Below are 26,757 nucleotides of genomic sequence, written 5' to 3' on the forward strand. Positions count from 1 at the left end.
GGTCGGCGGGGGACTTGGGGCAGGCGATCCCGCTGTTCGAGCAGGCCCTCACCGACTGCCGGCGGGTGCTCGGCAACGACCACCCACAGACCCGGGTCGTCTATGGCAACTTGCGGGCTGCCATGGAGGGTTCCACTTCCGAGTAGGGGGCATGGTTGGGCTCCGGCGTCGACGGCATGCGGCGTGTGTCCAAGAGAAGGCCCGTCTTTAGCTCCCGGCCAAGCGATGCTGAGGAGTTGATCTAGTGGACAGGGCCCCGGGGGGCTGTCCGAGAATCGATCGTTTCCCGAACAAGATCAAAAAGCGGGAGAACGACCAGTCAGAGCTGTCTAACAAACCTGTCCAGAAACCCGGCGTGTCCAACAAGCCGATCACGGGTTTGTCGGACACCCTCGATGGCATGACCGCCCCTACACCCACCCCGGGCGACTTCCTCGCACCGGCCCCGCTGTCCGGGGTGCGCATCGGCTACGGCCGGGTGTCGACCGGGAGCAGAACCTCGCCCGCCAACAGGCGGCGCTGACCGCGGCCGGCTGCGCGCGGTGCTTCTTCGACAAGGCCTCCGGCAAGAACACCCAGCGGTCGGACTGAAGACCTCATCGCCATCGTCGGCCGACTCAAGCGCCACGGCGTGGGGTTCCTGTCCCTGTACGAGAAGCTGGACACCACCACCGCTGGCGGCATGTTCGTCTTCCACGTCTTCGCCGCCCTGGCCGAGTTCATCCGCACCATCATTGTCGCCAACACCAACGAGGGCTTGGCCGCCGCCCGCGCCTGAGGACAACGCCTCGGCCGCCCACCCGTCATGACCCCCGAGAAGGTCTCCTACGCACTGCAGTTGCTCGCCGAACCTGACCGGTCCATGGCTTCCATCGCCACCCTCCTCGGCGTCTCCCGCGCCACCCTCTTCTACAAGGCCCTTCCCGAACTCACCCTACGGCTCCCGTCCCCGACCGCCGGCGGCCAGCACGACCAGCTGCTCACCGCCGCGCCTTCGCCTCCCGGCTGAGGCGGCGGTGGTGGGTGGTGTTGGGGTCGCCGGCCGGTGGCCAGCCCGGCGAACTGACCACCAGCCGGGCCGGGCAGGAGATTACGGTGGCGACGGCGGGTGGGGTGTCGGCAGGACGGGCGAACCCATCCGGAAGGATGTTGAGCGCGTCGGTGGGCAGTCGGTAAGGGCGCTGGTCAACTGGTCCACCAGACTTGTCGCGTCGTCGGTCCACTTGGCGTACGCGTCGGGGTAGGCCGAGACTTGGACCGTCTGGGCGGCCTGGGTGAGTGGCATCGATTCCCAGCCGGGGACGGCCAGGAGCTTGTCGAAGAACTTCCCTGCTTGGTAGCTGGGCTCGGAGAGTTGCGTGACGGTGCCCCAGCCCTGGCTCGGGCGTTGCTGGAACACTCCGATGGAGTCGTGGTCGTTGCGGTTGCCGAGGTGGGGCAGGTTGCGCAGGCCGGACTCCTGTATGGCGGTGGCGACGGCGACGACCCAACCCCAGCGGGGCGCGCCCTTGGCGACGCCGACGTCGATGATGGTCGCGGCGATCTCCAGTTGTTCGGTGTCCCAGCTGACGCTGCGGGCTGGGTGCCCGCTGGGGCGCACGGCAGGTGCGGTGGGGACGTCACAGCCGCCGGACCCGTTGCCGAGGACTGACGACAGCAGAAGCATGGGCAGTCCGAGGCAGACAATGGTGACGACGGTGACGACGCCGATGAGGATTCTGGTCATGGCGGTGGCCCTTCGTTGGAGACGCAAGAAAGCCGGGTCTGTGCGGCCGGCGAGGCAACAGAGGACGCGGGCTGCAGGCGGTGGACGTGCGGTAGCAGCCCGTACGATCGTCGCCAAGAAAGCCGGCGACTTCGTTCAGTGGGGGCGGTACACCGCTGTCTCTTCGGGTCGTAGAACGCAAAAAGGACGGTGGGCCGCCCCTTCGGGCGGCCCACGGTGGGTGGTAGTGCGTTCAGGTGAGAGGCGCGGCGAGCACCTGGGCGACGTGGCGGAGCAGTTGCTCGATGAGCCGGCCGGCGTCGTGGAGGTCGAAGCGGGTGTCGATTTCTGCGGCTTTGCTCCAGTCCCAGGTGCCGTGGGTCATGGCGGGGACGTGCCAGAGGTCGCCGGCGGGGTCGAGGAAGAGCGCGCAGCCCCAGCGGTCGGAGAGCAGGGTGAGGGGTTGCGTGGCGCAGGTGATGGTGCAGGCGCAGTCGGACTCGTTGTAGGTGGTGCGCGGCAGGTGGTGGTGGATCAGGCAGCGACAGTCGCAGCTTCTCTGCCACGGTGTCGTGTACGTCATGGGGCCCTCCGAGGGTGCGTAGGCGTACGCCTCGGCCGCCGCCGGCGGTGCGCGGCGTCCGAGGCGTACGCGATGGATGGGTGGATGTCGGGCCGTCGCTCAGGTCAGCGGCGGGCGGTGGAGGTTTGGCCGGGGCCGGGCGGACGGGGCGGTCGGCGAGAGCATCCGCTTGTCGGTCACTTGGTCATGTGTCGCCGCCGTTGCTGGTGAGGCGGGTGTAGATGGCGACGCAGCGCAGGATCAGTTCGTGGGACGGCAGGGTCAGCAACCGCTGGCGCTTGTCGTCGCGGAGGCGGTCCCAGATGAGGACGGTGACGTTGGCCGACCACAGGTCCACGAGGACTCCGTCGATCTTGGCGTGCTGCCGGTCGGCGACGATGCGCCGCAGGGTGTCGATGAGGGTGGGGTCGCCCGCTGGGTGGTTGGCGTCGTCGGGTCGGGTGGCCTCGGGCAGCAGGGTGTAGCAGTCCTCGCAGGTGTGGTCGATGCGTGGTGGGTGCTCGGTCTCCCACCGGCGGACGTCGGTGGCGGGCAGTCCGCACACCGTCTGCCGGATGTTTCGGGGGTGGCGGATGTGGCCGCTCATTGGTTGTCCGCCCGGGCGTCGTCGCGCCTCGTCGTGCGCGGTGCCACGTGTGTCCCTTCGGAAATGGAGGGCCGGGGCGGCGGCACGGGTGGCCGTCGCCCCGGCGGCGTGGTTGGGGAGCGGTCAGACCTTGAGCAGGTCGAAGGCGGTCACCTTCAGGTCGCCGACGTTGCCGGTGAGGACCCGGTTGGCGCGGGCGATGGCGTTCTTGGCGGGCTGGTAGTGGTCGAGGTACTCGGTGATGGCCTGGTAGCCGGCCCACCGGCTGCCGGTGATGGCCGCCTGGGTATCGGACTCGCGGATGAGGTACTTGAGGGTGCCGAGGCGCTGCTTGGCGTTGTTGCGGGTCTGCTCGGACGCGTTGTCCTTGACCGGCCACACCTGGCCGACGATCTGTTCGAACTCGCGCATGGTCAGCTCGGTGTTGAGCATCCGCTCGGCGGCCTTCTCGAAGGTCTCCATGTACTTCCACATCAGGCCCAGTGCCTCGCGGGCCTGGCTGATCTGGGAGTTGACGTTGGAGGTGTGTCGGAACGTGTAATGCCCGACCGAGTTGGCGAAGGCGGCGCGTTGGGTGTTGGCGCAGACCACCCGGATGGGGCTGGCGTCGACGCGCAGCGCGGCGGTGCCGTCGTGGGAGGTGGTGCCGATGAGGTAGAGGTCGAGGCGGTCCACCCCGGCGATCTCCATCGCGTCGGGCAGCTTCATGGTGACGAACACGCTCTTGCCTCGGCGGAGGCTGCCGGCGGTTTCGAAGTGGGCGCCGCCTACCTGGTCGACGAGGCGGTCGAGCATCTCGGCGCACTGCTCGTTCTGGACCACGGTGTAGTCGGTGCCGACGATGCCCAGGTACTCGGTGTCGCCGGTGACGGGGTTACGGCGTACGGTCATCCGCTTGTCGTCGGCGGGGATCTGCACTTCGACGCCGTCGACGATGTCGATGCCGACGGTGCGGATGGTGCGGACGCCCCAGTCGCCGAGGCGGGCGGCGGCCATGATCTCTTCGGCGCGCATGGTGTCCTGCGTGACGGTGCCGAGCTGGTGCCAGGCCGACAGGCGGGCGCTGGCGAAGGCGGTGGTCCCGTCGGCGAGGGCTTCGAGTTCGTGTGGCACGGGCTTCTCCTTTCGATGTGCTGCGGGGGCCGGGCGCGCGGCTCGGCCCCCGCAGCGGGTCAGGGATGTGGTGTGCGGGTCAGGACGGGTCGGCCTGGCCGTCGGGGCCGTCGCCGGCCGGCGCGGGGTAGGCGAAGGTCAGCGGGGCGTCGGAGACCAGGAGGATCCGGCCGGCCGCGGCGGCCTTGGTGCAGTTGTTGCGTACGGCCCCGGAGCTGACCGCGCGGCGGAGCTGGGCGCTGATTGCGGTGGCGATGTCCTGCGGGGTCATCGCGTGGCCGGGGTGGGCGGCTAGGACGTCGAGGGTGAGCTTCTCCAGCTCGCCCCGGCCGAAGGGCTGGCTGCCGTCGGTGTTGACGGTCCCGTCGCCGCGCCGACCGGCACTGCGGGCGACGCCCGCCGTACGCGGGGGCGTGCGGGTGGGCAGGTCGACGACGTGGGTTTCCCCGTCCGGGGCGACGATGTGCAGCGTGCCGTCCGGCCGGATCAGCGACTGCACCGTCGCCGTGGCGTCCGGTGCGGTGGCCAGGCCACGGATGACCTGGTGGCACAGCGGGCAGCGGGGCGGCTCCGGGTTCGGGTCGACCTCGCTGGCCTTGGTCGGGCCCGGGATCCACCGCTGCGGCAGGCCGGGCAGCCGGCGGGCGGCGTCGGCCTGCTCCATCGCCGTCAGCAGCCGGGTCGCGGTGGCGTGTCCGATGCCGCTCTCGGCCACGATCACGTCGAGGGTCGCGCCGTCGTCGCCGTCGTCGCCGTCGTCGCCGTCGTCGCCGTCGTCGCCGTCGTCGCCGTGGTCGGCCAGGACGGCCTTGATGGCCATGACCTTGCGGTCACCCGGACGTGCCGGCTGCACGATGGCCGCCGCTGGTGCCTCCTCGTCCTCCCCGTCGTCGCCGGAACCCCCGTCGCCAGCGTCGGGCTGGCCGTCAAGGTCGGTCGGCTCGTCCGCGGCGGCACCGTCACCCTGGTTGGCCGGGTCGGTGTCCGGCTCCGTGCCGTCGGCGTCGCCGCTCTCGTCCTGGCCGGTCCCGCCGTCCTGGCCGATGTCGCCGTCCCTACCGTTGTCGACCGGTCCGTCGGGCGTCCCGGCCGGCTCGCTGTCCGGCTCGCCGGTTTCGGCATCCGGGCTCGGGTCGGCGTGCTCGGGGGCGTCCGTGCCGGCGGGGTGCTCGTCGCCCTGGTCGGCATCCTGCGGGTCGGTGTCGGTGGCCTCGGCCGGGGTTGCCAGGGCCCACCGCGTGGGCGTGCCCTCGGCCACGTCGGCGTCGGGGTCCACCGCGACGATCAGTCCGGCCTCGGCCAGGGCCTTGATCGCCCGGTCGGTGGTCGAGCGGGCCTTGCCGGAGCTGTCGGCGAGTTCCTGGACGTTGCCCTGGCCGAGAGCGGTCAGGGCGTCGAGGACGGCCTGCGTGGCAGGTGTCAGGGGCTGGTGTTCCATCAGGGTTCCCTCCTCAGGGAGATGGGTTTGCCGGGCACCGGGCGGTGCCGGGCGGTGTGCGCCGGGTCGCGGGCAGCACCGGTCGCGGCAGGGCGTGTAGGCGCTGCCGCGCTGTGTGCTGGGAGTGGAAGTGCGGCCCGGTGGATGGTGAGCGGCGTGGTGCCGCGCGGGGATCAGCTGCCAGCGGTGGCTGCGTCCGCGGTGGCCTGGAGGATGTAGAGGCGGTCCTCGGTCGGGTCGCGGTAGATGCCGGCGTCGGCGTGGGACAGCCGTAGTGGGTTGGCGCTGCCGGGCGGGCGGAGCCCGGCGTCGGAGGTGCCGACCTTGATGTGGGCGCGCCGGCCGGCGAGGTGTTGTCTGCGGCAGGCGTCGGTGTGCGGCAGGACGACCAGGACGGTGTCGCCGGGGTTGACGTAGCGCCGTTGCACCATCCGGCCCGGGTGTGCCTGGGCGTAGGCGGCGCGTGCGGTGTCGCCGATGAGGGTGTCGATCCGGTCGCGGGCCTGGTGGTACTCGTGGGCCAGGTCGGTGATCGTCTTCAGCGTGCCGGTGACGGCGCTGACGGGCCCGGTGAGGTCGTCGGCGTTGATGAGCAGGGTCCGTAGCTGGTCCACCGTGAGCAGCAGCTCGGTGCGCAGGTGCCGCAGTGTGCTGGCGGCCTCGGGCAGGTGCGCGGCGGTGGGGAGGGGGTCGGCGGCGTGCTGGTCGAGGGTGCGGCCGGTGGTCGCGGCGATCCAGCGGCCGATTAGGTCGAGGTGCGGCATGAGGGTCCCCCGGCTCAGCTGGTGAGGTGGGCGAGTTCGGCGGGGGTGAGCTGGTCGGGGGTGCGGCTGCGCCAGGTGTCGGAGTGGTGCAGGTGCCACCAGCGCAGCAGCGACCGGCAGGCCGAGGCGAGGTCGTCGCAGGCCGGCAGCGGGTACGTCCTGCCGGCCGGCGTCCGGTGGTGCGGCGCGACGGTGTAAGCGGTGGGTGTCCACCCCGGCTCGGTTTCGGCGACCTCGCCGACGATGCGCTCGGGGTAGGGGATGCCGAAGGCGGTGGCGGCCTCGGCGTCGGGCACCACCAGCCAGGTTTGCGGTTCGCGTCGGCGCAGGGTGGCCACGCCGTGCGTCGGGTCGCCGGCGTACAGGAGCAGGTGTCGCTCGTCGCCGTCGCCGGGCACGGGCCGGTGGTGGCGCCAGGCGCGGTAGACGGTGAGGAGCATGGCTCCGAGGGCGATGTGCCGTTCGCGGGCGGTGAGGGCGTCGGTGAGCGCCTGGTGGTAGCCGGCGGCGTGCAGGTCGGCGCGGGCGGCCAGCCCCCGGCGGGTCGTGTCGGCGAGCACGCCCAGCCGGTCGAGGGCCCGGTCGAGAACGGTGGTGCTGTCGGTGAACTCGCGGGCGGTGGTGTGCAGGATCCGGGCGAGGTCGCCGAGCGGGTCGCGGGTGGCGGTGTCGTGGCGCCACAGGCGCTCGGGCAGGACGTCGTTGGTCTCGGCGGCGATGCGCCGCAGCGCGGGATCGGTCAGGAACACCGGGCTCTCCTCTGCTGGTGGGCGGGTTGCGGGCATGGCGAGGACCGGTCGCCGCGGGGGCGGCGACCGGTCCTCGGTGTGTTCGGGTGGTCAGGTGTCAGGCGATGGCGACGGCGCACACCCGCGCGTCCTGCCGCAGGTTGCGCAGGTAGCCGCATGCCTCGTTGAGGAAGCGGAACCGGTCGGCGACGGAGTCGCTGGCGGGGGAGAGGACCCGGCCGTCGGTGGTGATGAGAGCGTCGCCGACGAGGGCGATGCGCCAGTGCAGGCCGACGTAGGTGGCTTCGCCGGCCTGGTAGACGGACAGCTCGTAGGGGTCGAAGGCGCTGGCGAGCATCGCCAGCACGCGGGGCTGCTGTTCGAAGCGGCGGCGGGCCTCGTTCAGGGTGATCTTCGTCGGGTCGGCGAGGTGCTGGGCGAGGAAGTCCTCCCAGGGGCGGGCGGGCTTGGTGGTGGCGGCGATGTGGGTGTTCCAGGCCCGCCAGCGCAGGCCGGCGTGGTGGGTGGCCTTCGCGGCGGTGCCGGTCAGGTCGAGTCGGCTCTTGCGGCCGCCGGCGGCCAGGGTGACCGCGCCGAAGCGGCGGGCGGCGTCGAGCAGGTAGTAGCCGAAGAACCGGGTCAGCCAGCCGATGAGCCGGCGGTGGCGGACGTGGTAGCGGCGGGCTGGGGTGCCGTGGGCGTGCAGGCGGGCGTGGACCTTCTCGGCGGCGGCGAACCAGTCGGCGTCGTCGCCGGCGGCGAAGCAGACGGTGACGACCTGGGCGGGCCAGGACGTGGGTGCGGGCATGGCGGGGTGCTCCCTTCGCGGCAGGACAGGGCTGGGCATGACGGGGTGTGTCGGGTGGTGGTGCCACCGGGGCGCGGCGTCTGGCCGGGGAAGCTGCCGGTGGAGGCGCGGGGCATGGATCACGAGCCGACCGAAGGGGTGGGCTGGGAGGCGATCCCGCTGGCGCGGGCAGATCCGGAGAGGGGACAGACGGGCGGCGGTGCGAGCAGAGAGAAGAAGCTGCACCGTAGCGCCGCGACCTGACAGCGCCAGCGCGGTCAGGATCTGTGGCGATGGCTGTGACCTGAGCTGACAGGATCCGTTGCCGGCCTGCCAGGGGCTGTCAGAAAGCGAAGTCGCCGTCGTCGTCGAAGTTCGGGTTGTCTGCGACCGGCTGGCCGTGGTCGCTGGGCAACTCGGCGAGGGGGACCCGGGCGGTGGCGCCGGCGGGGAGCCAGACCGCCTCGGCCGGGTCGGCGGTGTGGGTGGCGGTCGCGCACGGCACGTCGCCGGTCAGGAACCGGTGGAGATGCTCCTCGCGGTGTTCGCTGCCGAGCCAGAACAGCACCGGGTAGCGGGGGCCGCCGCGGCGGGTCAGTTGCGCGTACCGGTCGAGTTTGGCCACGACCCGGCCCAGCGGTTCGGTGCCGGTGTCGGCCTCCAGGAAGAATCCGACCGTCGTGTCGGCGACGCTCCACAGGCCGTGGCCGTCGGCGGTGATGGTCCGGAACTGCCTGGCGGTCAGCGTCTCGGACCACCACCGCTGCAGCCGCGCCTCGGGGCGCCGGCGGGTGTGAGCGGTGAGCCGGACGAAGAACTCATTGGCGGTGAGCAGGTGGGTCAGGTGCGGGTTGGCCGACAGCCGGTGTACCCGTTGGCGGGTCGCCCGCAGGGTGGGCTCGGGCCGCTGGTGGGCGGCGGCCTGGAACTGGTGCCCGTGGTGGCCGAGGGTCCAGCGCCACGGGTGGCTGCCGCCTCCGGCGCGGGCGAACCGGAACCGGTCCAGCAGACCCAGGCCGGCGAGTTCACCGAGCCGGATTTGGCAGGTGCGGCGCGCCTGGAACAGCATGCGGTGGATCTGGTCGGTGGTGAGGACCTGGTGGTCGTCGAGGAGTTGGAGCAGCAGCCGGTCCCGGCCGGTGATGTGCGGGTAGAGGGCGAGCAGGCCAGGGGAACGTGATGGCGGCATGGAGGGTCACCCCGTGGAGAGAGAGTCCCGTAGGGAGTCTGGATGAGTCGATCTTGCTGGCGGGCCGGTCGCGGGCCGGGTTCCGGCAGGTGGGGCACCTGACAGGACGGTGGCGGGGGCTCGTCTGGGGCCTCGTGTCGCGGACACCCCCAAACGAGCCCCCGGTGCCGTACCCGGCCGAGCCCCCGCACGAGCAGCCCGCCGGTCAGCGGTCGCGGGAGTTCATCCGCCGTTTCATCGCGGTGCGGGCCAGCTGCTGCATCGGCGGTTCCCCATCGGTGCGGCGGTGGGCGGCGGCGCATGCCTGCCGGATCGCGGTCGCCTCGCCCACCACCGGCACCGGCGGGTTGGTGGTGAAGGTGAACGCCGGCAGTTCCCGGTTGCCGACCAGCAGCCGGGCGGCGGCGGTGTAGACGTCGAGGTGGGCGAGGTCGTGCTCGTCCAGCTCGGGTCTGGTGTGCCGGGACAGCTCCCGCGCGTCGGCGGGGTCGACGGTGAAGAACAGCTTCGACCGGGCGTTGGCCGACACCGCCGCCGCCACGTCCCGGGGCAACTGGGCGAGGTCCTGGTGCGCCAGCACGAGCCCGAGGCGGAACCCGCGCGCCTCGGCGAGCATGTCCCCGACGCTGCCGGGCAGCGTCAGGAAGTTCTGGCACTCGTCGACGTACAGGCTGGCGTCCCTGCGCTGGTCCTCGGCGATGTTGGCCCGGGCGATGGCGGCCTGCCACACCCGGGCCACGATCAGCGAGCCGAGGATCCGGCTGGTCTCCTCACCGAGGATCCCCTTGGGCAGCCGGCACAGCAGGACCCCGCCGTCGAGCACCGCGCCCATGTCGAACGAGCTGTGCGCGTTGCCGATCACGCTCTTGACGAAGTCGCGCAGCAGGAAGGCCCGTAGCCGGGCGAGGACGGGGGCGATGACCTGGCCCCGGAACTGGTCGTTGATGCCGTCGTACCAGAGCCAGAACCCGCCGAGGCCGTCCGGGTCGTCGAGGCCGTGGGTGAACCGGCCCCGGAACTCCCGGTCCTGCAACAGCGACGGCACCAGGCTCAGCGTCGGTTTCGCGTGCCGCATCAACGTCAGGCACGCCACCCGCATAGTGTCGTCCATGCGTGGTCCCCACTGGCCGGCGAAGATCTTCGCGAAGATGCCCACCAGGTTGTCGACCGCCAGGTGCGGATCGCCCTGGTCGTCGAGGGGGTTGAAGCAGCCCGGGTTCTCCTGGTCCGGGTCGATGATGACGATCTTCTTCGCGTACGAGGCGGGGAGCCGGTCGAGGATGTCGGTGATCAGATCCCCGCGCGGGTCGATGACCACCGTGCCCCGGCCGGCCCGGATGTCGCCGAGGATCATGTTCAGCAGCAGCGTGGACTTGCCGACGCCGGTCTTGCCGACCACGTGCACGTGCTGCCGGGCGTCGGTCACCCTCAGCCCGACGCTGTGGTGGCCGATCTGCGAGCGCCCCAGCACCTTCACGCTCCGCCCGCCGGAGGGCACCTGCACGGGCGCCGGCACGGCCCTGGCCCGCGCCCGGTCCAGGCCCGGCACCGCGAGGTCCTGCGGCAGCGCCGCCAGTGCCGCGAGTTCCGGCACGGTGGCCAGGAACCCGCGCCGCAACCGCCGGCCGGCGATCGTCGCCACCGGCCGCGGCATTTTCATGCGCCGCAGCCGGTTCGGCCCGGTGTACGCCGCAGCGGCCGACGCGATCGTGTGCCCGAGACCGACGAGACGCTCCCGGACCTGCGTGGCCCGCTCCTTGTCCGGTGGGGTCCGGTCCGCGTCGCTGGCCACCGCGAACCGGACGGCGATCTCGAAGTGCGGCACCCGCACCGCCTTGTCGACCACGGTGCGGGCATCGGCGGTGGTCACCGGGTTCCGCTCGGCGGCCCGGGCCGCTGTGGGCGGGGTGCGTGGCCGCGACGGTCCGGGCAGGAACGCGTCGAGCAGCCACAACAGGGGCTCGACGGCCAGCCGCGCCCCGGCAGACACCGTCCGGGCGGTGACGTCGGGCCTACCGTGCGGATGGGCGGGCGTGGCCGCCGCCGCTCGTCTGGCTGCGCGGATGCGGCGGGCCGACGCCGGGCGGGCGAGGACCTGCACGCACGCGTGCTCGCGGTGGCGTACCTCGGCCCCGGCGGCCAGCAGCGCCCGCAGCGGATCGGCGTCGTGTTCGCTGCGCAGCGGCAACCCGTCGGGATGCTGCGGCCAGTGCGCCCCGCCCACCTCGTCGCCCACCTGCGCCGGGATCGGGGCGTCGGCGTCGCTGGCGACCAGCGTCGCGGCGGGCCAGGCCGCCCGGACAGCGGCTTCGACCGCGCCGGGCGGTACCGTGCCCGGCACCCACACCCGGATGGTCAGGGCCCGGCCGGTCCACGTGTACTCCCACCCGACGTGCGGGTAGCCGAACACGCGCCGCCGCCACACCGACGGCGTCAGCACACCGACGAGGGTGGTCCAGAACGCGGCGGTGGCCTCGGCGGTGACCTCCGGCGGCGCGGCGATGGTCAACCACCGGGCGCCGGCGGCGAACCGCCGGTGCCGCCAGGCGAGCACCCGGTCGTGGCCGGACACGGCCGCGACGATCACGGTGGCGGCGAGAACACCGAGCCACGGCCGGGCGGCGGCCCACTGCCACGCCTCCGCAGGCCAGGTCGGCGGTGCGGCCGTCATTCGACCTCCCCGACACCGGTCACGGCGATCGTGTGCTCCGCGGCCGATCCGACGCTGCGGAAGGGGATCCGGCTGCGCCCGGCGACGAGCAGTCCCTCACCCCGGGGCGCGGACAGCAGCAGCCGGGCCTCTCCGGCGGTCAGGTTGAACGCCTCGGCGACGGCATCGATGGACTGCGTGCTCTGCCGCATCAGCACCTGGGTAGCGGCGTTGGACACCACCGCGAGCCCGAGGTCCGTCGACAGCACGTCCGCCGCGTCCTGCGTGATGACGCACAGCCCGGCGGACCGCTTCCGGGCGGCCTTCGCCATCCGGAACAGGAACCGGCTGCCCTCGCCGTCGCGCATCAACAACCAGGCCTCGTCGACCACGACGAGCCGCCGCCGACGATGCGCGCCCGGGACGGGTGTGTCGATGCCCGACCAGATCGAGTCGAGGGCCAGCAGCGTGCCCACGGTGCGCAGCTCGTCGGGCAGGTGCCGCAGCGACCACACCACGAGATGGCCCTCGGGCCGGACCGACGTCGGCCCGTCGAACAGGCCGGCGAAGTTCCCCACGGTCCACGGGGCGAGCCGGGCAGCGAGCTGTCCGGCGGCCGGGTCGCCGTCGGCGGCGAGCACGTCGGCGAGGTCCCGCAGCAGCGGCGCGGGCCTGGTCCACGTGGCGGGGTCGCCGTTGATGCCGGCCCGGGCGTAGGTGGCGGTGATGGCCCGGTCGAGGGCGGCGCGTTCGGCCGGCGGCGGGGCCGCCCCGAGCAGCACCGAGACCAGGGTGTGCAGGTACAGGCCGCGCCGGGTCAGGGTGTCGGGCCGGTGATCGGCGGGCAGATCCAATGGGTTGACGCGTACGCCGGGTTGGCCGAGCTGCACGATGGTGCCGCCGACGTGCTCGGCCAGGGGTGCGTACTCGTCCTCGGGGTCGATCACGGCCACGGTCGTGCCCTGGTACAGGTTGCGCAGCACTTCGAGCTTGACGAAGTAGCTCTTGCCCGCGCCCGAGCGGGCCAGGACGACCGAGTTGTGGTTGTCCTGCGCCCACCGGTTCCAGACCAGCACGCCGTTGCTGGTCGTGTTGACCCCGTAGAGGACCCCTTCGGGCGCGGCGGTGGTGCCCGGTGCGGGGGCGGCGAGGTCGGTCGAGGCGAGCGGGAACGCCGCCGCCAGGGCGGTGGTGTCGAGGATGCGGCGCATCCGCAGCGCGTCCACGCCGACGGGGAGGGTGGATACCCAGCCCTGCTGGTGCCGGAACGTCGCCGGTTGCAGGTCCAGCAGCACGCTGGCGGCGGCCGACCTCACCCCCGCGATGGTCTCGTCCAGCTCGTCGAGGGTGCGGGCGTGGACGGTGACGTAGATGCCGACCTCGAACAGCTTCGCTGCCCCTCGGGCGACGCGTTCGGCGAGGTCCGCGGCGTCGGCAGCCGCCGCTTCCACCATCGGGTCACCCAGCCGGCCCTGGTCGGCGTCGAGCCGCCGGGACGATTCGAAGCGGGCCCGCTGCCGCTTGAGCATCGGTGCGGCCAGCTGCGGCGCGACGGGGTCGAGGTGCACCGCGACGTCGACCCGGCCGGGGTAGGACAGCAGCGGGTCCAACCACGCCGGCCCGACCTCGGCCGGGTAGCCGCACACCACGTACGTGGCGGCGTACCCGTCGCCCACCTGCACGTGCCTGGGCGTGACCGACAGGGCCGCCGGGGTCGGCATGCCGTCCCCGGGGGCAGTGCTCTTTGTTCTGCTGGGCTTTCTCAAGATCACGGTGTGCTCCGTAGGGTGATCGGGGTGCTGGGCACCGCGCGGGGGCCGGACACCGGCGGGGAGAACGGATCGGCCGCCTGCGCGAGGGCGGCGGCGACGGCCGGCCCGTCCAACGCGACCGCTTCGACGCCCACGCCGGACAGGGCGCGCACGGCGGTATCGGCCGCGTACGCGCCGGTGACGACGGCGAGGACCTGCCGGCGCAGCGGATCGCGACGGCTGTCGAGGTCGACCAGGAAGTCGGCGTAGTCGCCGGCGGCGGCCTGCAGCGCCGGATGTGGCAGGCGCGGCGCGTGGTCCACGGTCGCCTGTGCGTAGGCGGTCAGGTCGTGCCGCTGCGTGGCCACGACGAGCTGCGCCGGCCCGGTCAGCGAGTTGAGGAACCGGCCGAACCCGTCGAGCAACGCGGCCTGCTCGCCGCCGGTGCGCAGGTGGATGTTCGTGGTGCCGCAGGCGATCAGGACCTTGTCGCCGCCCTCGCTGCTGAGGACACCGGCCGGGGTGACGCTGGTGACCGCAGGGCGCAGCGGAGCCGGGACACGCGGCTTGTCGGCCACGACCGCGACCGCGCTGGCTTGTGTCGCGCCCGGAGCGAAGGTGCGCGGGCTGCGCGACAGCAGGAACCCGTGGCGCAGCCACACATCCAGGGGCAGGCCGTCGCGGCGGCCGAGCGCCACCACGACCGTGCCGGCGAACACGGCGACCCCGGCGACGATCCACGCCACCGGCGGCAGCAGATGCCCGCACCTGCGGTAGACACCGAACGCGACCAGGCCGACACCGCCGACGATGCCGAGCTGCCGGAACGTCAGCCCGAACGCGATGCGGTCCGGCTCGTTGACGTCTGCCGGGACGACCGCGCGGGGCGTCGTGTCATCGGCGTTGCTCATCTCGGCCTCCGTACCGGTAGGTGCCGGCCCAGACCGCGGGTCAACCCCTGGAGGGCGACCGTGCGCACGACGAGCCCGACAACGTTGGGGCCCCGGCCACCCTGCTGGCCGACGAACCGGTGCATCAATGTCGGGATCTTCACCGTGGTCCAGAGCACGACGACCACGAGCAGCAGGTTGAGCGTGTCCGACCCGGGTAGCCCGAGCAGGATCGGCAGGTTCGACTCCGGGTTGATCAGTAGATCGATGCCCGCCGAGAACACCACCGCCTGCAGCGTGGGTGTGGCCAGGCAGCCCAGGAGACTGCGCCACCACAGCTCGGCGACGCCCTGCGTCCACGGGGTGGCGTAGCAGGCCAGGGCCACCGGCCCGATCCCGGCCAGGACGACCAGTACCCCGACGCGCGCGATCCAACCGCCGACGAGCATGAGCATCAGCACGACGATGAGCAGCCCGATGACGACGGTGAGGAGCGCGGTGCCCTCGTCGGTCATCGCCGAGGCGATACGGGCCTGGACGAAGGTCACCGCCACGGTGGTCGGCGCGGCCTCGCCGGCCATCGACACGGTCAGGGCGTTGGCGACGTCGGTGAGCGCGCCGGTCAGCGGCACCGCGAACGCGGACAGGACGAACCCGACGACGAGCCGGGGCACCAGTTGCTTGACGCTGTAGCGGGTCTCCACCGAGTCGCCGACCATCATGGCGGCGCCCGCGGCGACGATCGCGAGGACGAAGCAGGCGTTGACGACCAGCGACCCGTGCTCGGCGATCGACTGCACCTGCGGCAGGACCGTGACGTCCGGCGAGACGAAGATGGACGAGGTCAGGAAGGCCAGGAGGCCGCCGAGAAGGGCAACGACCGTCTCGGCGAGCCAGCTGATCAGGTCGTCCATCAGCAAGTTGACCATCACCGGTGGCCGCCTCAGCCGCCGAGGATGCCCTGCAGCACCTGCAGGACCACCGGGGACAGCACGGCCAGGGCGTAGCCGATCAGGGCCGACTTGAAGTTGCCCTTGGCCTGCTCGACCTGGGCCGGGTCGCCCCCGGCCGCCATGTACCGCAGGCCACCGATGACCAGGAACATCGTCGCGACGAGCGCGATGATGCCCATGATCCAGTCGGTGATGTTGGAGATGACCTGGCTGATGCTGTTCGCCGCCAACGGCTGACCTGCGGCGGCGAGGTCGGACAGGACAGCGAGAGTGGTGTGCATCGCGACCCTCCACAAGACTGTGCGGGCCGCCACGGTGGGGACCGGGCGAAGGGGATGTGGTCCGGTGGGGGCGCTCCTCCCTTACCAGTGGTGAAGGGATAGCGGTGTCAGTACGCCGCGCCAGTCGTGCCGGACCACGGGCCCCGCCGGGAGGATTGGTCCCCACCGGGCGGGCATGCCGTGGATGACATGCACCGCTCAGATCTCGACTGTCAGGCCGATCGAACCCCCGGTTCGCCTGTCACGCTCTGACAGGGCTGGCCATCGGTGGGGTGCGCCGTGCTGATGCCTGTTCTTTCGCGCTTGACCTGCGCCGTGCTCGAAATCTCCGCTCCGACCGACCGTTGTCTCAACCATTGTGATCCGGGTAACGGCGGGTGGGGGCCTCGGTGCTGCTCGATGATGGCGCGAACAACCCCGTAACCGCCGGTGAGCCCTGAGCAGTGACCGGGCGGTGCAGCACGCTGGCTTTCAAACAGCCGCTGTCGACCTGCCTGACCGGGTAGGGGTTGAACGCCGATGTCTTTCGGCCGATCGAGTGGCACGGGGCGATACCATCCGCGGGGCGAGCCGAACGCGACCAGGATGCGTCGCCTGACCGACCTTGCGGAGGTGCCGCCGGTGGCGCGGATGGTGTTACGGCCTGTCCCTATCGCCCTTGCGACTACTGCAGTCGTTACGGGTGCGGGCGGAGTGGCGTCAGCCGTATACGGCGGTCTCCAACGCTGGCGGGCGGAGACACAGGGGCGAGAGATCTGGGCCGCCTACGAGGACCGCTACAACGCGCACCTCGCTGAACACGCACGAACGAACGAGCAGTTGCAGGCGTTCGGCCGCAGACACGAACAGGTCCATGATGATGTCGTCCTGCGGATGCGAGGCATCCTCGAACGTAACAACATGCAGGTGCGAGTCAGCGAGTTGCTTGTCCTCGACGGCGTCGAGTTCTCCACCACCCTGCAGGTCATGGCGCAGCCGAAGCTGAACCTTGACGCCGAAGGCTGGGCCTTGGGCCTCATCGACTCAGCTCGGGCCGGTCGCACGGTGTGGAACTTCCTTCATGAGGGCGTGAACCAGATAGCGAGCGCCGGCACGGACAGGCCTCTCGCGGAGCTTCGCGGCGTAGCGCAGAAGGCAGCACGCGAGGCGGTCCTGGGCGGCGGGACGATCGCGTCAGGTGGCGGCGGAAGGGCTCTGGGCGCTCTACTCGAGAAGTTCGTCGTGGGAGGGATCGTCGTGGGTGCCGTCGGTGCCACGGCGTACAGGCAGGGTGCGAAGGCGATGACAGAAGTCGAGAAGTGCCGAACAGCGCTCGGAATCGCCATCGAGCACCTCGAAGTTCGGGACCGCCTCTTCAGCGGCGTCAGAGAACAAGCGCAGGAGAAGGACGACGTTCTCACTCAGCTCGCCGTGCGTGCGTCGAAAGCCATCGACCACCTCGGAACGGGCCGTCTCGATCCAGCTATCCACGGTGATCGTTTCGAGACTGCATGGAGCCTGGTCAAGGCGGTGCAGAAGGTGGCCGCCGCACCTGTCGCTGACGAAGACTCCAACCTCGATCCGGACGTCGGAAGACTTATCTTCAAGTACCGCAAACGTACGTAAAGGAGACACTGCATGGCGGAGAAGAAGGACGTGCTGGAAGGAACCCCGATGCGCCCGAAGTCAAAAGATGCGCGGGCCGGGGCGGCAGACGCGTTCAGCGCACTGAACCTGATTATCGGCCTGGTCAGCGACGGGTTTCGGACCTACCAGACAGAGAGTACAAAACGCGAGTACCTGCGAACAATCCGCGAGACTGAGGTCGCGAGGCTCCGAGCCTCGCAGGAAGCTTTGCGGGACTACTTCGACCGTGTATACGCCGAACGCCGTGACACCCATCAGCGGCTGTTCACCAGTCTCGACCAGGCTTTGGCAGCAGGCGACATCGCAGCTACCCAAGCCGTAGTCGGCGGTATCGTCGACGTGGCACGCACTTCACCGCTTGCCGACGTCGGCACCATCATCGACTTGAAGCGGGCCATGGGCGACCCCGGCACCGTGTGGGAGCTATAGAACGAGTCACTCAGTGACCAGGCGGATTCTCAATCAAGCTGATCCGCCCTGCTCAGAGCATCGAGTCCGGATCAGCTTCACTGAGGAAGGAGAGCGTCCGGCCAGATGCGGGTAGCCGGTGCCCTCGCGTCGATGCCTGGGCGCGCGGCTGACGCGTGCTTCGATCCTGAGCGTAGGTCTGGTGCCGCGAGGCAGTACCGGAGCGGGGCATGGATTCAGCCGGTGATGAGGTGGGTGAGGTGGTAGTGGTCCCACCAGTCGGTGCGGTGGTGCAGGCGGATGGCGCTGTTGGTGCGGGTGAGGAGGAGGTGGTTGCCGTCCTGGATGAGGGCAGCGTCCCCCTCCCGTCCGGCTAGGACCCTGGACACGGTGGTGATCATGTTGGGGATGGCTTTGTCGGTCAGGTCGTCGGCGTGGGGGGAGAAGGTGATGTTGACGTACGTGTCGGGTTCCCATTCCCAGCGGGCGTCGTCGTCGGTTTCGGCTTCGTAGTAGCCGTGGGTGCCGGCGCGGACGGTGATGGCGTAGCCGCGTTGGTCGTAGAGGCGGGCGGTGAACAGCCGTGGGTTCGCTGTCGGTCGCGGTGTCTCGTCGGGGCGTGCGGCGGTGAGGGCGGCGATCTCGTCGACGGGTGGATTGCCGGCGAGGATCAGCCGGAACTCGACGCCCATGTCCGCCTGCCTCTGCTCAGTGTCGCCGGATGATCTGTTGGATCGTACCGTCGGGTTGCACCACGGTCAGTTCCTTCAGCCCGTCGATGGGCCAGTCGTCGAACTGGCGTCGTAGCGCGCTGAGGTCGCCTTTCCAGTCCTGGAGGTTCACCACGACCCGCTGGGTCTGCTCGTCGTCGATCTTCTCCCGGACCTGGCTCCAGATGTTTCGCTCGGAGGTGCGGGCGGCGGGGGAGTAGCAGTCGAAGACGTGGCCTTCGACGAGGTAGTCGGGGTCCTTGTCCGGGTTGCCGTGGTCACCGGTGCGCTCGCGGGCGTCGTCGGTCTCGGCTGGGGTGGGGTTCTGGTGCACCCGGTAGCCCTTGGTGGCCATGCTGTCGGCGCATTCGTTCTCCAGTTCCAGGGCCCGGCGGGTGCTGTCGTCCACCTTGGGCCCGATCCTGGTACGCGGGCCGGTCGGTGTGCCGCCGGGAACGCCGGTGGGTTGCCGGCTCCACGGCGGAAACACCTCACCCGCAACCCGGGCGTGGCCGGGCTGGGCGGGGGAGGATTCGGTGCTGGCGGCGGGGGTGGGGCTGGCCGGTGGGTGCCGGTCAGCCCCGCTCAGTTTCCCGAGGCCCCGAGCTGCCGGGCCTGGCCGGTCGCCGCTTCGACGGCCTGCCCGGCGGTGCCGGCGCGTTGTACGAGCAGCACGAGGACCTGTTTGACGCCGTCGAGGGCCTGCAGGAGCGGGCCCGGTTGCCCGCCCTGCAGGACGACGCTGACCAGGTGCCGGGCGTCGTCGAGGTGGCTGATCGTCGCGGTGGCGGCCTCGCGGGCGGCGGCGATGCGTTGCTGCACCGGGGCGAGCGCGGCGATGGTCTCCTGCGTAGCAGCTTGCCGGGGAACCGCTGCGGCGGCCGTGGTCGCTTCTCCGACTGCAGCAGCGAGGCTACCCAGCCGGCCCTGGACGGTGGAGACCGTCGCCCGTACCCGGGCGATGCCGGCAGCGACCCCGGCGAACCCGGCGGTGGCGGCCCGTAGGGCAATCTCCTGAGCCTGCCGGTCGGCCGCCGCCGTGAGACCCTGGGCCCGCTCGACGCCCGCCGTCAGCGCCCGCAACTCCCCGATGACCTGCTCCATGCTCGACACGCGTCAGCCACCCCGACCGAGAACGAACTCCGGAGCTGCAACCTACCCGGAGCACCCCACGCAGGGGCACCCCGAACCGCCCCGACACCACCGAGGGTGCTGGCCAGGTCGTGCCGTCAGGCGGCCGCAGCGGCGGCTCGCTGGGCGGGCGGGCGCATCGCACTGGAGAGGTCGCCTCGGGTGACGGCGGCGGCCACGACACGTTCGGCTCGTCTTCTGCGCATCCGCAGGACCGAGGCGGTCACGCCCCGCTCGGCGGCCAGGTGCTCGATCAGCGCGTCGCCGAACCGGGTCGCGCTGATCAGCTCGGCGGCCTCGGCCGTGATCAGGCCGGCGGCGGCTGCCCGGCCGAGCAGCAGGTCCGGATGCCCGTAGGGCATGCGTGGTGACCGCGAGCCGGTGGGCAAGTCCAACGGGAGTTCCTCGCCGTCGTCGGCCTTGACGACGGCGGCGCCTGCGCGCCACGCGGCCCAGCACAGCCGTAGCCACAGCCGGGGCGGGGCAAGGTCCGCCGTGCGCAGGGCGTGGAGAAACCCGGCCAGCACCTCGGAGTCCACGTCGTCGGCATGCCGGGCGTGGCCGCGGCTGATCTTCGCCGCGAGGTGTGTCAGCGCGGGCAGGGCCACGCCGATCGCGCCGACGACCCAGGCCGGCCCCCAACCGCGGGTGTGGTGGGCGAGTTGCCGCCACACCTCGTCGGTGGTGTCACTGTCGTAGCGGTGGAACATGAGCAGGGTGCGTAGCTCGTCCAGCGGCATCGTCGTGTCCGGCAAGCCCGGCACGGGGCGTGCGTCGAACACCAGCGGCGCGGGTTCGCAGGTCAGCAGAGTGAACGCCTGCTCGGCGGTGCTCAGGGCCGTGACGGCCGTTCTGGTGCGGGTGGTCGTTGCCATCGTGAGTTCCCCTCGGCGGTAGCGCTTCGCCCGACTGCGAAGGCTTCGAGACCCCCGATTGGGACAGCTCCACCTGACACCAGAAGGAGTTGTCAGACCGGGACAGGCCGTGTCTGTGCTGGTCAGGTTCGCGGCGGTAAAGACCGTTCGCGTGCCCGCCACTGGGCGATGGTGCGTGTGACCTGACCGGTTCGGTCAGGTCGGGGGTGGGTTCGATCGGCCTGACAGCCACGCACTGGGGATCGTCAGTACGTCCCGCCGGTCCGGGGGCCACCGCGCCTATGGCCGACAGAAACCCGCACCAGGCACCGGTCCCCGTGGGGGACGTGGTGCCCGGCGACGCGCCCGTGCCGATCACCGTCTGGCCGGTCCCGGCCCCACCACAGGGCGAGACCATGTCCAACGCGATGGGCGTACGGCTGGTCCACAACCTCACCCACCCATCCGACCTGGTCATCGACCTGGCCGTGGGCCCGCAGTTGGCCCGCGCGGTCATCGCCGCCCACCGCCGCAGCCATCTGCAATCGACCCGACTGCTCGGCTGGGGCCGGGAAGCGGCGACGCTGATCGTCACCGGCTGGCCCCCCGACGGCGGCGTCTCGGCGGTGGAGTTCTTCCTGCGCTGCCACGCGAGCCTCCTGCCGGGCGGCTGCGTGGCGGTGCTGCTGCCGCACGGGGACGTGGTCCTGCCGGTCGACGTGGTCGTCGCCGCGAAGAGGGCTGGGCTGGCGTACCTGCAGCACGTCGTGGCGGCCGACCGGCCGCCCCGGCGTGGCCAGCGGGCGCAGCTGGACATCCACACCGATGTGCTGATCCTGACCCGCAGCGCGACGCAGCCCGGAGGCGTCGATGGATGAGCCCATGCCGGTGACGTCGGTGTGGCTGACCTGCCAGCAGCCAGCCCGGGACCAACGGCGGGGCCGCTACGTGCCGGAGACCTCCAGCCATCCGGGAAAGATGCTGCCCCACCTGGCCGCGCACGCGATCAGCTCGTACACCGCGCCGGGGGATCTGGTGTTCGACCCGATGTGCGGGTCCGGGACCACTCTGGTCGAGGCCATGCACCTCGGCCGGCAGGGGATCGGGATCGACATCGAGCCCCGGTTCACCGTGCTGGCCGCCTCCAACGTCGCCCTGGCCGCGTCGCAGGGCGCCACCGGGTCGGCGCAGGTGTTCACCGGTGACGCCACGGGTCTACTCGACCTGGTGCCGGCGTCGGTGGTCGGCCGGGTGGGGCTGGTGCTCACCTCACCGCCGTACGGGCGCGGCACGCACGGCCTCGTGCGCGCGACGAGCACCGGGGTCCGCAAGCGGGACCACGTGTACGGGGACCGGGAACGCGGCAACCTCGCCTACGGCGGATGGTCCCGCTTGTTCGACGGGTTCGCCGCGATTCTGGCCGCCAGCTACCGGCTGCTACGTCCCGGAGGGACCGTGGTGATCACCTGCCGCCCCGTACGCCGCCAGCGCGACGATCTCATCGACCTGCCCGGGCAACTGCTCGCGGTCGCCCGGTCGGTGGGGCTCGTGCCGGTGCAGCGGTGCGCGGCGATGCTCGCGGCCGTCCGCGACGGACAGATCGTGCACCGGGCGAACATGTTCGGGCTCCTGGCCGTCCGCCGTGCCAGGGACGAGGGCATCCCCGTGCACCTGATCGCCCACGAGGACGTGCTGGTCCTACGTCGCTGCTGAACGCCCGCAGGTTCAGCCCATCGGCTCAGATGAGGGACCGGAATCCTGGGCGTCCGTGAGAGTCAGCGGGCAGGAGCGGTCTCCGCGCGGGTCACCGCCAACGCCCGAGCGATTATCGGACACGAGGTTCACGGTCAGGCCGGTGTCCCCGGTGCCTGGACGATGACTGCGGCCTCGGGAACGCGGTCGTCGGCGATCAGAGCGGACAGCTCATCGAGTAGTCGTTCGAGATCGTCGCGGTTCTCAAGGTCGTAGTGCTTGTTGACCATCCTGTCGTCGGCGAGGCGGACTGTCGTCAGCTCCGCCTCGCCGGTGGCCCAGATGATGATCGCGGCGAGCCACGTCGTGGACTCGAACTCGCTGACCACGACCGCCTTGCCGTGGTTCGGCTGGATCGGGTGCGTGTGCCACCGCATCCCCAGCCTCGCCCACGTCTCTGCTCGGGCCTTGACGGTGACCGGCAGCGCCTCCAGGGGAAACGTCATGCCCGTGACTGTCGCACGGCCCCCCACCGGCTGAATCGGCACCGGCCGCGGCGGTGCGTTCAGTCGAACCAGTTGAACAGCAGGTCTCCGAGCCGGTCCGGCCGGTGGTAGGCGGCATCGCGGCGTTCGTCCTCGGTGAGGAATCGCAGGTCACTGTCGCCGAGTGGCTGGATCAGCTCTGCGGCCGTGGCGACCCGCAACCCCGCCTCGGAGAACAGGTTGCCGGCTGGCACGTTGACGAACGTCAGCGTCACCGAGTGGCGATCCTGCGGCTCGGCCGCAGCGACCAACAATGCCGCAGCGTTGAACAGCAGGCCCACCGCTACTCCATCGCGGAGCCTCACACCCACCCGGTAGCAGTTCCGGCCGGCGGCGGGCTCCTCGACCGGGGTGGTGACGGTCCCGCCGGAAGCACGCATGCTGGCGTGCACCGCAGCGAGCCACACGGCACGAGCAACCGGATCGTGGTGTGGCCTGGTCGCCCCTGCCTGCGCCACGTCCACGATCTCCACGGCTGAATTGTCCGTAGCCGGTGGCCCGGACGTCGAGTCCCGCACGGGAACAATCTGACAGATCGCGGCTTTCGGCGGGCTGACAGCCTCTGCCAGCCGTGCCGACCTGACAGCAGGGCCCGTGGGACTCTGGCCGAGGCTAACCTGAAGGCTCTCCTTCTTCTCGTGCCCCCTGATCTGGCCTCTTCTCGCGACGGCATCGCGCCCACCGGCTCCGGTCGGCCGCCGTCGCCCGCGTCTGATCCGGCCCCACACGGTCCACGACCCTCTGCCCATGCCACAAGGGCAAGGGCGATGTTCCCGTTCCGCCCGGCGGTCACCACCCAGTGGCCGCCTTCGTGCTGTCCGATGGAGGACGACATGCTCGTGCCCCGCTGGTACCTGACTACCCCCGACTGGTTCGCCGAGCTGCCCGACGCGATCCCCAGCGGCGACGACGGCAAGACCGTGACCAACCAGCACGTACGACTGCACCACGACGGGCCTCCCGCTGGCCCGGCGGAGAGCGACGCCGCGATGCGCGTGGCCCTGCTGGCCGTCGAGCAGCTCAGCGAGGCCATGACCCACGCCGCCGACTGCCACGACCTGACTGAACTGGCCCGGCTGCTGTGCGGCCTCAACCTCGTCCAGGCACATCTGACCCAGACGATCCAGCGCATCGCCGAGAACGTCCACGGCGGTGCCTTCAGCGGACTCGCCGCCGTGCCGGACACCGTCGTGCAGGCCCTCACCGACAGCCTCAGCACCGCTGGCACAAACGGCGAGATCCTCGCCGGTCACCTCAAGGACGCCCACCTGATCCTGCGCTCCGTCGCCGTCGCGTAGCCCCAGCCTTCACCGGCAGGCGTGATCCGGCACCGGACACGCAGCCGTCTCGACCCGCACCATCCGGCCGATGCCCGGCCGACCGCGCACACCCGCGCAACATCCGGGCACGGCCAGCAAGCGTGCCCGGATTCCATCCACCAGCAGATGGAGGAATCCCGTGCCACACCACCTCTCCACACTCTCCGGCCCCCGCCGCCGGATCCAGCCGCACCACCTCAACGACAGCCCCACCGACACTCTTGCCGCGAACCTCGGCCGCCGTGCCGAGGCCATCCGCTGCTGGGAACTTCCCGCGCTGCGACGGATGCGCAACGCCCTCACCGGCCCGGTACCCGCCCCGGTGGTGCTCGCATGACCGCCCCCGAGATTCCCGCGGTGCCGGTACGCCTGGCCCGGCGGCCCGTCGTCGGAGGGCTGGTCGTCCCATGGATCACCGCCCGCACCCCCGACGGCCGGTACCGGTTCGGCACCGTCGACCACCATCGTCACGTCTGCGCACTGCAGGAACGGCTCTGCCAGACCTGCGGCGACGAACTCGACCCCGGGCGGATCGTCTTCGCGGTGCGCGACAGCGACCTGCGGCTGCTCGTCAGCCCCGAGCCGGGCATGCACCCCGTCTGCGCCGCCTACTCCGCCAGCGGCTGCCCCATGTTGGCCGGCCGGATGAGCCACTACCGCACGACACCACTGGCCGCGCAGCTGACCGAGGCTGGCGCGTCCTTCCACGGCGATCCCACCGGAATCCGCCCGGCGGCACCCGCCGAACGCTGGCACCTGCTCTGGACCACCGGCTACCGGGCCTTTACGAATCCGCTCACCGGCCAACCGGCCGCGATGGTGCTGCCGGAGCAGATTCTGCGCGTCCGCCCGATCGGCCCACCTCCACCGCTGCGCCCCGCCGATCGCACCCCGGACAGCGAGCCCGGCCCCGCGTCCACCCCTGGCCCCGAACGGAGTCCGTCATGACCCTGCATGTCATCGCCGTCTACCACAACACCGAAAGCCGATTCCTCCCGTACGAGCCGGGCCACGCCCTCACCCAGGTCATCTCCTACTGGCGGCGTCTGCCCGCCTTCGCCAAAGCGGAGCGGACCGCCAGCTGGATCTACGGCCTGTTCAACGTCGACCTCGACCAGCTGCAGACCTGCCGCGAGACGCTGAGTGGAGAGGCCGACTTCCTCATCGCCTGCACCTACCGGCTGCTGCGCCTGCGTTCGATGTCCACCGGAGACGTCATCGCCATCACCGCCAACGACCGCACCACCTGGCTGGCCTGCGAGTTCGGCGGATGGAGGCGCATCGACCCGCCGAACAACATCACCGGGGAACCGTTCACCGCCGGCACCATCCACCAGCACCTGCGGCGAGACCGCCGTGCGTGAGCACCCCTGCCGCCACCACCCGCGGGGCCGGCACACCGATGCCTGCCTGACCGGCCCGTGCGGCTACTGCGGCACCAGCCTCCCACTCATTGCCTCCGGCGAATGCCGCTCCTGCCTGCTGATCGTCTGCGAGGCATGCGATGCCGGCTACCACCCCGACCTCGGCCCCATCTGCCGCTCCTGCGCCCAACCCGACGCCAGCCGCAAGACCCGCCCGGCCACCTGACCGTGCCCTGGGACCACCCCGTACGGCCACCCTCATCGCCCGCCGGCCCCGCCGAGCGGGCACGTCACCCTTCCCGGAGGTTCCGCATGACACCCAAACCATTTCCCGTCATCGCCGTCACCGGTAGCCGGCTGCTGCGCGCCGAGCTGCGCACCGTCGAACAGCAGGCCGGATACGAGTTCGAGTACGCCGACTCCGTTCCCCAGGGCCGCCGCTACGCTAGTGCCGTGACCACGAATGTTTGCGGTGTTGGATGACATGCCGTCTGGCCTGCCGGCCGGGCGTCGTGGTTGCGGTCAGGCTGTGGCGGTGGCAGAACCCGTTCGCGTTCGGCGGCTCAGTGACCATGAGGGTCAGCAGCTGCTGAGGATCACTCGTAGAGGTACCGGCTCGCCGATCCGGTTGAGGCGGGCGATGGTCGTGCTCGCGTCTGCCGGTGGGAACACGGTGCCGGCGATCGCCCGCCTGGTGCAGGCCGACGAGGACACGATCCGCCAGGTCATCCACCGGTTCAACGAGATGGGGATGGCCAGCCTGGACCCTCAGTGGGCGGGTGGCCGTCCCCGCCAGATCAGTCCTGACGAAGAACAGTTCATCGTCGAGACGGCCAACACCCGCCCCGAGAAGCTGGAGCGGCCCTTCACCCGGTGGAGCATCCGCAAGCTCGCCGAGCACCTGCGCGTGCACTCGACTCGCCGGGTCCGGATCGGGCGGGAACGGCTGCGGCAGATCCTGCGCCGGCACCGGATCACCTTCCAGCGGACCAAGACGTGGAAGGAGTCCACCGACCCGCAGCGGGACACCAAGCTCGCCCGGATCGAGTACGTGAGCAGCCACTTCCCGCAGCGGGTATTCGCTTTCGACGAGTTCGGGCCCCTGGTCATCCGCCCGCAGGCCGGCACAGGGTGGGCACCGGCCGGGCACCCACACCGGTTGCCCGCGAACTACCACAAGCTGCACGGCGTCCGACAGTTCCACGGCTGCTACAGCATCGGCGACGACCAACTCTGGGGCGTCGTGCGCCGCCGCAAGAGCGCCGCGAACACCCTCGCCGCGCTCAAGTCGATCCGCGCCGCGCGGCCGGACGGCGCACCGATCTACGTCATCCTGGACAACCTGTCCGCACACAAAGGCGTGAAGATCCGCAGGTGGGCGGTCCGGAACAAGGTCGAACTGTGCTTCACCCCGACCTACGCCTCCTGGGCCAACCCGATCGAGGCCCAGTTCGGGCCGCTACGCACCTTCGTCATCGCCGGCTCGAACCACCCCAACCACACCGTCCTGACCCGTCGGCTGCAGACCTACCTACGTTGGCGCAACGCCAACGCCCGCCACCCCGACGTCCTGGCCGCCCAACGCCGCGAACGCGCCCGCATCCGCAGCGAACGCCAACGACGCTGGGGCCAACCCACCACCCACGCAGCCTGACCCCAACACCGTCAACGTTCATGGTCACGGCACTAG

Annotated in this window: 34 protein-coding genes and 1 pseudogene; 15 read left to right on the forward strand and 20 right to left on the reverse strand. The window is 71.1% G+C overall.

What is annotated here, in order from left to right; all coding sequences use genetic code 11:
* Positions 1 to 400 precede the first annotated feature (400 nt).
* The 4 genes and pseudogenes from GA0070558_RS34650 (at position 401) to GA0070558_RS33955 (ending at position 1,009) form a co-directional block, all read left to right on the forward strand.
* Positions 401 to 523, forward strand: a complete 123-nt coding sequence (locus tag GA0070558_RS34650) for a hypothetical protein (RefSeq protein ID WP_256092156.1) — start codon at positions 401 to 403, stop codon at positions 521 to 523.
* 108 nt (positions 524 to 631) lie between these two features.
* Positions 632 to 778 carry a recombinase family protein gene (locus tag GA0070558_RS33950; protein ID WP_141722340.1) on the forward strand — a complete coding sequence of 49 codons (147 nt, stop codon included), beginning with the start codon at positions 632 to 634 and terminating at the stop codon, positions 776 to 778.
* Between the two features lie 27 nt (positions 779 to 805).
* Positions 806 to 862 (forward strand): annotated as a pseudogene (locus GA0070558_RS34655) (helix-turn-helix domain-containing protein); the annotation flags it as partial.
* Positions 863 to 1,009 (forward strand): hypothetical protein, encoded by a 147-nt coding sequence (locus tag GA0070558_RS33955; protein WP_256092160.1) that lies wholly within the window; start codon positions 863 to 865, stop codon positions 1,007 to 1,009.
* An 81-nt stretch (positions 1,010 to 1,090) separates the two neighbouring features.
* Here the strand turns inward: GA0070558_RS33955 and GA0070558_RS35055 are convergent, their stop codons facing one another.
* From GA0070558_RS35055 to GA0070558_RS27745, 14 genes are all read right to left on the reverse strand, one after another.
* On the reverse strand, positions 1,091 to 1,726 hold the full coding sequence (locus GA0070558_RS35055; RefSeq protein WP_369523391.1) for a hypothetical protein: 636 nt from the start codon (positions 1,724 to 1,726) through the stop codon (positions 1,091 to 1,093).
* A gap of 232 nt (positions 1,727 to 1,958) precedes the next feature.
* Positions 1,959 to 2,288 (reverse strand): hypothetical protein, encoded by a 330-nt coding sequence (locus GA0070558_RS27685; protein WP_091284924.1) that lies wholly within the window; start codon positions 2,286 to 2,288, stop codon positions 1,959 to 1,961.
* Positions 2,289 to 2,472: 184 nt separating this feature from the next.
* Positions 2,473 to 2,874, reverse strand: a complete 402-nt coding sequence (locus tag GA0070558_RS27690) for a hypothetical protein (protein ID WP_091284926.1) — start codon at positions 2,872 to 2,874, stop codon at positions 2,473 to 2,475.
* Positions 2,875 to 2,997: 123 nt separating this feature from the next.
* Positions 2,998 to 3,987, reverse strand: coding sequence for a DUF932 domain-containing protein (locus tag GA0070558_RS27695; protein ID WP_091284929.1), 990 nt, complete (start codon positions 3,985 to 3,987; stop codon positions 2,998 to 3,000).
* A 79-nt stretch (positions 3,988 to 4,066) separates the two neighbouring features.
* The gene (locus tag GA0070558_RS27700) at positions 4,067 to 5,425 is read right to left on the reverse strand and encodes a MarR family transcriptional regulator (protein WP_091284932.1); all 1,359 of its coding nucleotides are present in this window, start codon (positions 5,423 to 5,425) and stop codon (positions 4,067 to 4,069) included.
* Positions 5,426 to 5,598: 173 nt separating this feature from the next.
* On the reverse strand, positions 5,599 to 6,189 hold the full coding sequence (locus tag GA0070558_RS27705) for a hypothetical protein (protein WP_091284935.1): 591 nt from the start codon (positions 6,187 to 6,189) through the stop codon (positions 5,599 to 5,601).
* A gap of 14 nt (positions 6,190 to 6,203) precedes the next feature.
* Positions 6,204 to 6,938: a hypothetical protein gene (locus GA0070558_RS27710; protein WP_091284938.1), complete on the reverse strand. Its 735-nt coding sequence runs from the start codon at positions 6,936 to 6,938 to the stop codon at positions 6,204 to 6,206.
* 97 nt (positions 6,939 to 7,035) lie between these two features.
* On the reverse strand, positions 7,036 to 7,725 hold the full coding sequence (locus GA0070558_RS27715; protein ID WP_091284942.1) for a hypothetical protein: 690 nt from the start codon (positions 7,723 to 7,725) through the stop codon (positions 7,036 to 7,038).
* A 322-nt stretch (positions 7,726 to 8,047) separates the two neighbouring features.
* A complete protein-coding gene (locus GA0070558_RS27720; protein WP_091284945.1) occupies positions 8,048 to 8,893 on the reverse strand; it encodes a replication-relaxation family protein in 846 nt (281 codons plus the stop codon).
* A gap of 205 nt (positions 8,894 to 9,098) precedes the next feature.
* The gene (locus GA0070558_RS27725) at positions 9,099 to 11,564 is read right to left on the reverse strand and encodes a type IV secretory system conjugative DNA transfer family protein (protein ID WP_091284949.1); all 2,466 of its coding nucleotides are present in this window, start codon (positions 11,562 to 11,564) and stop codon (positions 9,099 to 9,101) included.
* A complete protein-coding gene (locus tag GA0070558_RS27730; RefSeq protein ID WP_091284952.1) occupies positions 11,561 to 13,264 on the reverse strand; it encodes a VirB4 family type IV secretion system protein in 1,704 nt (567 codons plus the stop codon). Before GA0070558_RS27730 ends, GA0070558_RS27725 begins: the two co-directional genes overlap by 4 nt.
* Before the next feature lie 47 nt (positions 13,265 to 13,311).
* Positions 13,312 to 14,205: a PrgI family protein gene (locus tag GA0070558_RS27735; RefSeq protein ID WP_091284956.1), complete on the reverse strand. Its 894-nt coding sequence runs from the start codon at positions 14,203 to 14,205 to the stop codon at positions 13,312 to 13,314.
* Positions 14,202 to 15,113, reverse strand: a complete 912-nt coding sequence (locus tag GA0070558_RS27740) for a conjugal transfer protein TrbL family protein (protein ID WP_091284959.1) — start codon at positions 15,111 to 15,113, stop codon at positions 14,202 to 14,204. The genes GA0070558_RS27735 and GA0070558_RS27740 overlap by 4 nt, the downstream gene beginning before the upstream one ends.
* A gap of 14 nt (positions 15,114 to 15,127) precedes the next feature.
* Positions 15,128 to 15,418, reverse strand: coding sequence for a pilin (locus GA0070558_RS27745; RefSeq protein WP_091284961.1), 291 nt, complete (start codon positions 15,416 to 15,418; stop codon positions 15,128 to 15,130).
* A 621-nt stretch (positions 15,419 to 16,039) separates the two neighbouring features.
* Between GA0070558_RS27745 and GA0070558_RS27750 the strand changes: the two genes are divergently transcribed.
* The gene (locus GA0070558_RS27750; RefSeq protein ID WP_141722342.1) at positions 16,040 to 17,023 is read left to right on the forward strand and encodes a hypothetical protein; all 984 of its coding nucleotides are present in this window, start codon (positions 16,040 to 16,042) and stop codon (positions 17,021 to 17,023) included.
* Between the two features lie 12 nt (positions 17,024 to 17,035).
* On the forward strand, positions 17,036 to 17,473 hold the full coding sequence (locus GA0070558_RS27755) for a hypothetical protein (protein WP_091284968.1): 438 nt from the start codon (positions 17,036 to 17,038) through the stop codon (positions 17,471 to 17,473).
* Positions 17,474 to 17,688: 215 nt separating this feature from the next.
* On the opposite strand, the gene GA0070558_RS27760 is transcribed toward GA0070558_RS27755, so the two are convergent.
* From GA0070558_RS27760 to GA0070558_RS27775, 4 genes are all read right to left on the reverse strand, one after another.
* Positions 17,689 to 18,144 (reverse strand): SitI3 family protein, encoded by a 456-nt coding sequence (locus tag GA0070558_RS27760; RefSeq protein ID WP_091284972.1) that lies wholly within the window; start codon positions 18,142 to 18,144, stop codon positions 17,689 to 17,691.
* A gap of 16 nt (positions 18,145 to 18,160) precedes the next feature.
* Positions 18,161 to 18,517, reverse strand: coding sequence for a CdiA C-terminal domain-containing protein (locus tag GA0070558_RS27765; protein ID WP_091285029.1), 357 nt, complete (start codon positions 18,515 to 18,517; stop codon positions 18,161 to 18,163).
* A gap of 230 nt (positions 18,518 to 18,747) precedes the next feature.
* Positions 18,748 to 19,266 (reverse strand): DUF6244 family protein, encoded by a 519-nt coding sequence (locus tag GA0070558_RS27770; RefSeq protein WP_439709646.1) that lies wholly within the window; start codon positions 19,264 to 19,266, stop codon positions 18,748 to 18,750.
* Between the two features lie 125 nt (positions 19,267 to 19,391).
* Positions 19,392 to 20,168: a hypothetical protein gene (locus GA0070558_RS27775; protein ID WP_091284979.1), complete on the reverse strand. Its 777-nt coding sequence runs from the start codon at positions 20,166 to 20,168 to the stop codon at positions 19,392 to 19,394.
* Positions 20,169 to 20,485: 317 nt separating this feature from the next.
* Between GA0070558_RS27775 and GA0070558_RS27780 the strand changes: the two genes are divergently transcribed.
* On the forward strand, positions 20,486 to 21,025 hold the full coding sequence (locus GA0070558_RS27780; protein ID WP_256092157.1) for a hypothetical protein: 540 nt from the start codon (positions 20,486 to 20,488) through the stop codon (positions 21,023 to 21,025).
* Positions 21,018 to 21,860 (forward strand): TRM11 family SAM-dependent methyltransferase, encoded by an 843-nt coding sequence (locus tag GA0070558_RS27785; protein WP_091284983.1) that lies wholly within the window; start codon positions 21,018 to 21,020, stop codon positions 21,858 to 21,860. The genes GA0070558_RS27780 and GA0070558_RS27785 overlap by 8 nt, the downstream gene beginning before the upstream one ends.
* 134 nt (positions 21,861 to 21,994) lie before the next feature.
* On the opposite strand, the gene GA0070558_RS27790 is transcribed toward GA0070558_RS27785, so the two are convergent.
* On the reverse strand, positions 21,995 to 22,345 hold the full coding sequence (locus GA0070558_RS27790; protein WP_091284988.1) for an immunity protein TriTu family protein: 351 nt from the start codon (positions 22,343 to 22,345) through the stop codon (positions 21,995 to 21,997).
* Between the two features lie 59 nt (positions 22,346 to 22,404).
* The gene (locus tag GA0070558_RS27795; protein ID WP_256092158.1) at positions 22,405 to 22,857 is read right to left on the reverse strand and encodes a hypothetical protein; all 453 of its coding nucleotides are present in this window, start codon (positions 22,855 to 22,857) and stop codon (positions 22,405 to 22,407) included.
* A 360-nt stretch (positions 22,858 to 23,217) separates the two neighbouring features.
* Here GA0070558_RS27795 and GA0070558_RS27800 point away from each other — a divergent pair, with 360 nt between their 5' ends.
* The 7 genes from GA0070558_RS27800 (at position 23,218) to GA0070558_RS27820 (ending at position 26,721) form a co-directional block, all read left to right on the forward strand.
* Positions 23,218 to 23,682, forward strand: coding sequence for a hypothetical protein (locus tag GA0070558_RS27800; RefSeq protein WP_141722343.1), 465 nt, complete (start codon positions 23,218 to 23,220; stop codon positions 23,680 to 23,682).
* Positions 23,683 to 23,842: 160 nt separating this feature from the next.
* Positions 23,843 to 24,040 carry a hypothetical protein gene (locus GA0070558_RS27805; RefSeq protein WP_091284998.1) on the forward strand — a complete coding sequence of 66 codons (198 nt, stop codon included), beginning with the start codon at positions 23,843 to 23,845 and terminating at the stop codon, positions 24,038 to 24,040.
* Positions 24,037 to 24,651 carry a hypothetical protein gene (locus GA0070558_RS27810; RefSeq protein WP_091285002.1) on the forward strand — a complete coding sequence of 205 codons (615 nt, stop codon included), beginning with the start codon at positions 24,037 to 24,039 and terminating at the stop codon, positions 24,649 to 24,651. The genes GA0070558_RS27805 and GA0070558_RS27810 overlap by 4 nt, the downstream gene beginning before the upstream one ends.
* Positions 24,648 to 25,067 (forward strand): hypothetical protein, encoded by a 420-nt coding sequence (locus GA0070558_RS27815; RefSeq protein ID WP_091285005.1) that lies wholly within the window; start codon positions 24,648 to 24,650, stop codon positions 25,065 to 25,067. The genes GA0070558_RS27810 and GA0070558_RS27815 overlap by 4 nt, the downstream gene beginning before the upstream one ends.
* Positions 25,060 to 25,293: a hypothetical protein gene (locus GA0070558_RS33065; protein ID WP_141722344.1), complete on the forward strand. Its 234-nt coding sequence runs from the start codon at positions 25,060 to 25,062 to the stop codon at positions 25,291 to 25,293. Before GA0070558_RS27815 ends, GA0070558_RS33065 begins: the two co-directional genes overlap by 8 nt.
* 86 nt (positions 25,294 to 25,379) lie before the next feature.
* Positions 25,380 to 25,550 carry a hypothetical protein gene (locus GA0070558_RS33620; protein WP_176734403.1) on the forward strand — a complete coding sequence of 57 codons (171 nt, stop codon included), beginning with the start codon at positions 25,380 to 25,382 and terminating at the stop codon, positions 25,548 to 25,550.
* A 52-nt stretch (positions 25,551 to 25,602) separates the two neighbouring features.
* Positions 25,603 to 26,721: an IS630 family transposase gene (locus GA0070558_RS27820; RefSeq protein ID WP_218107115.1), complete on the forward strand. Its 1,119-nt coding sequence runs from the start codon at positions 25,603 to 25,605 to the stop codon at positions 26,719 to 26,721.
* Positions 26,722 to 26,757: the final 36 nt, after the last annotated feature.

This window comes from Micromonospora haikouensis (assembly GCF_900091595.1).
In the GTDB taxonomy this organism is placed as follows: Bacteria; Actinomycetota; Actinomycetes; order Mycobacteriales; family Micromonosporaceae; genus Micromonospora; species Micromonospora haikouensis.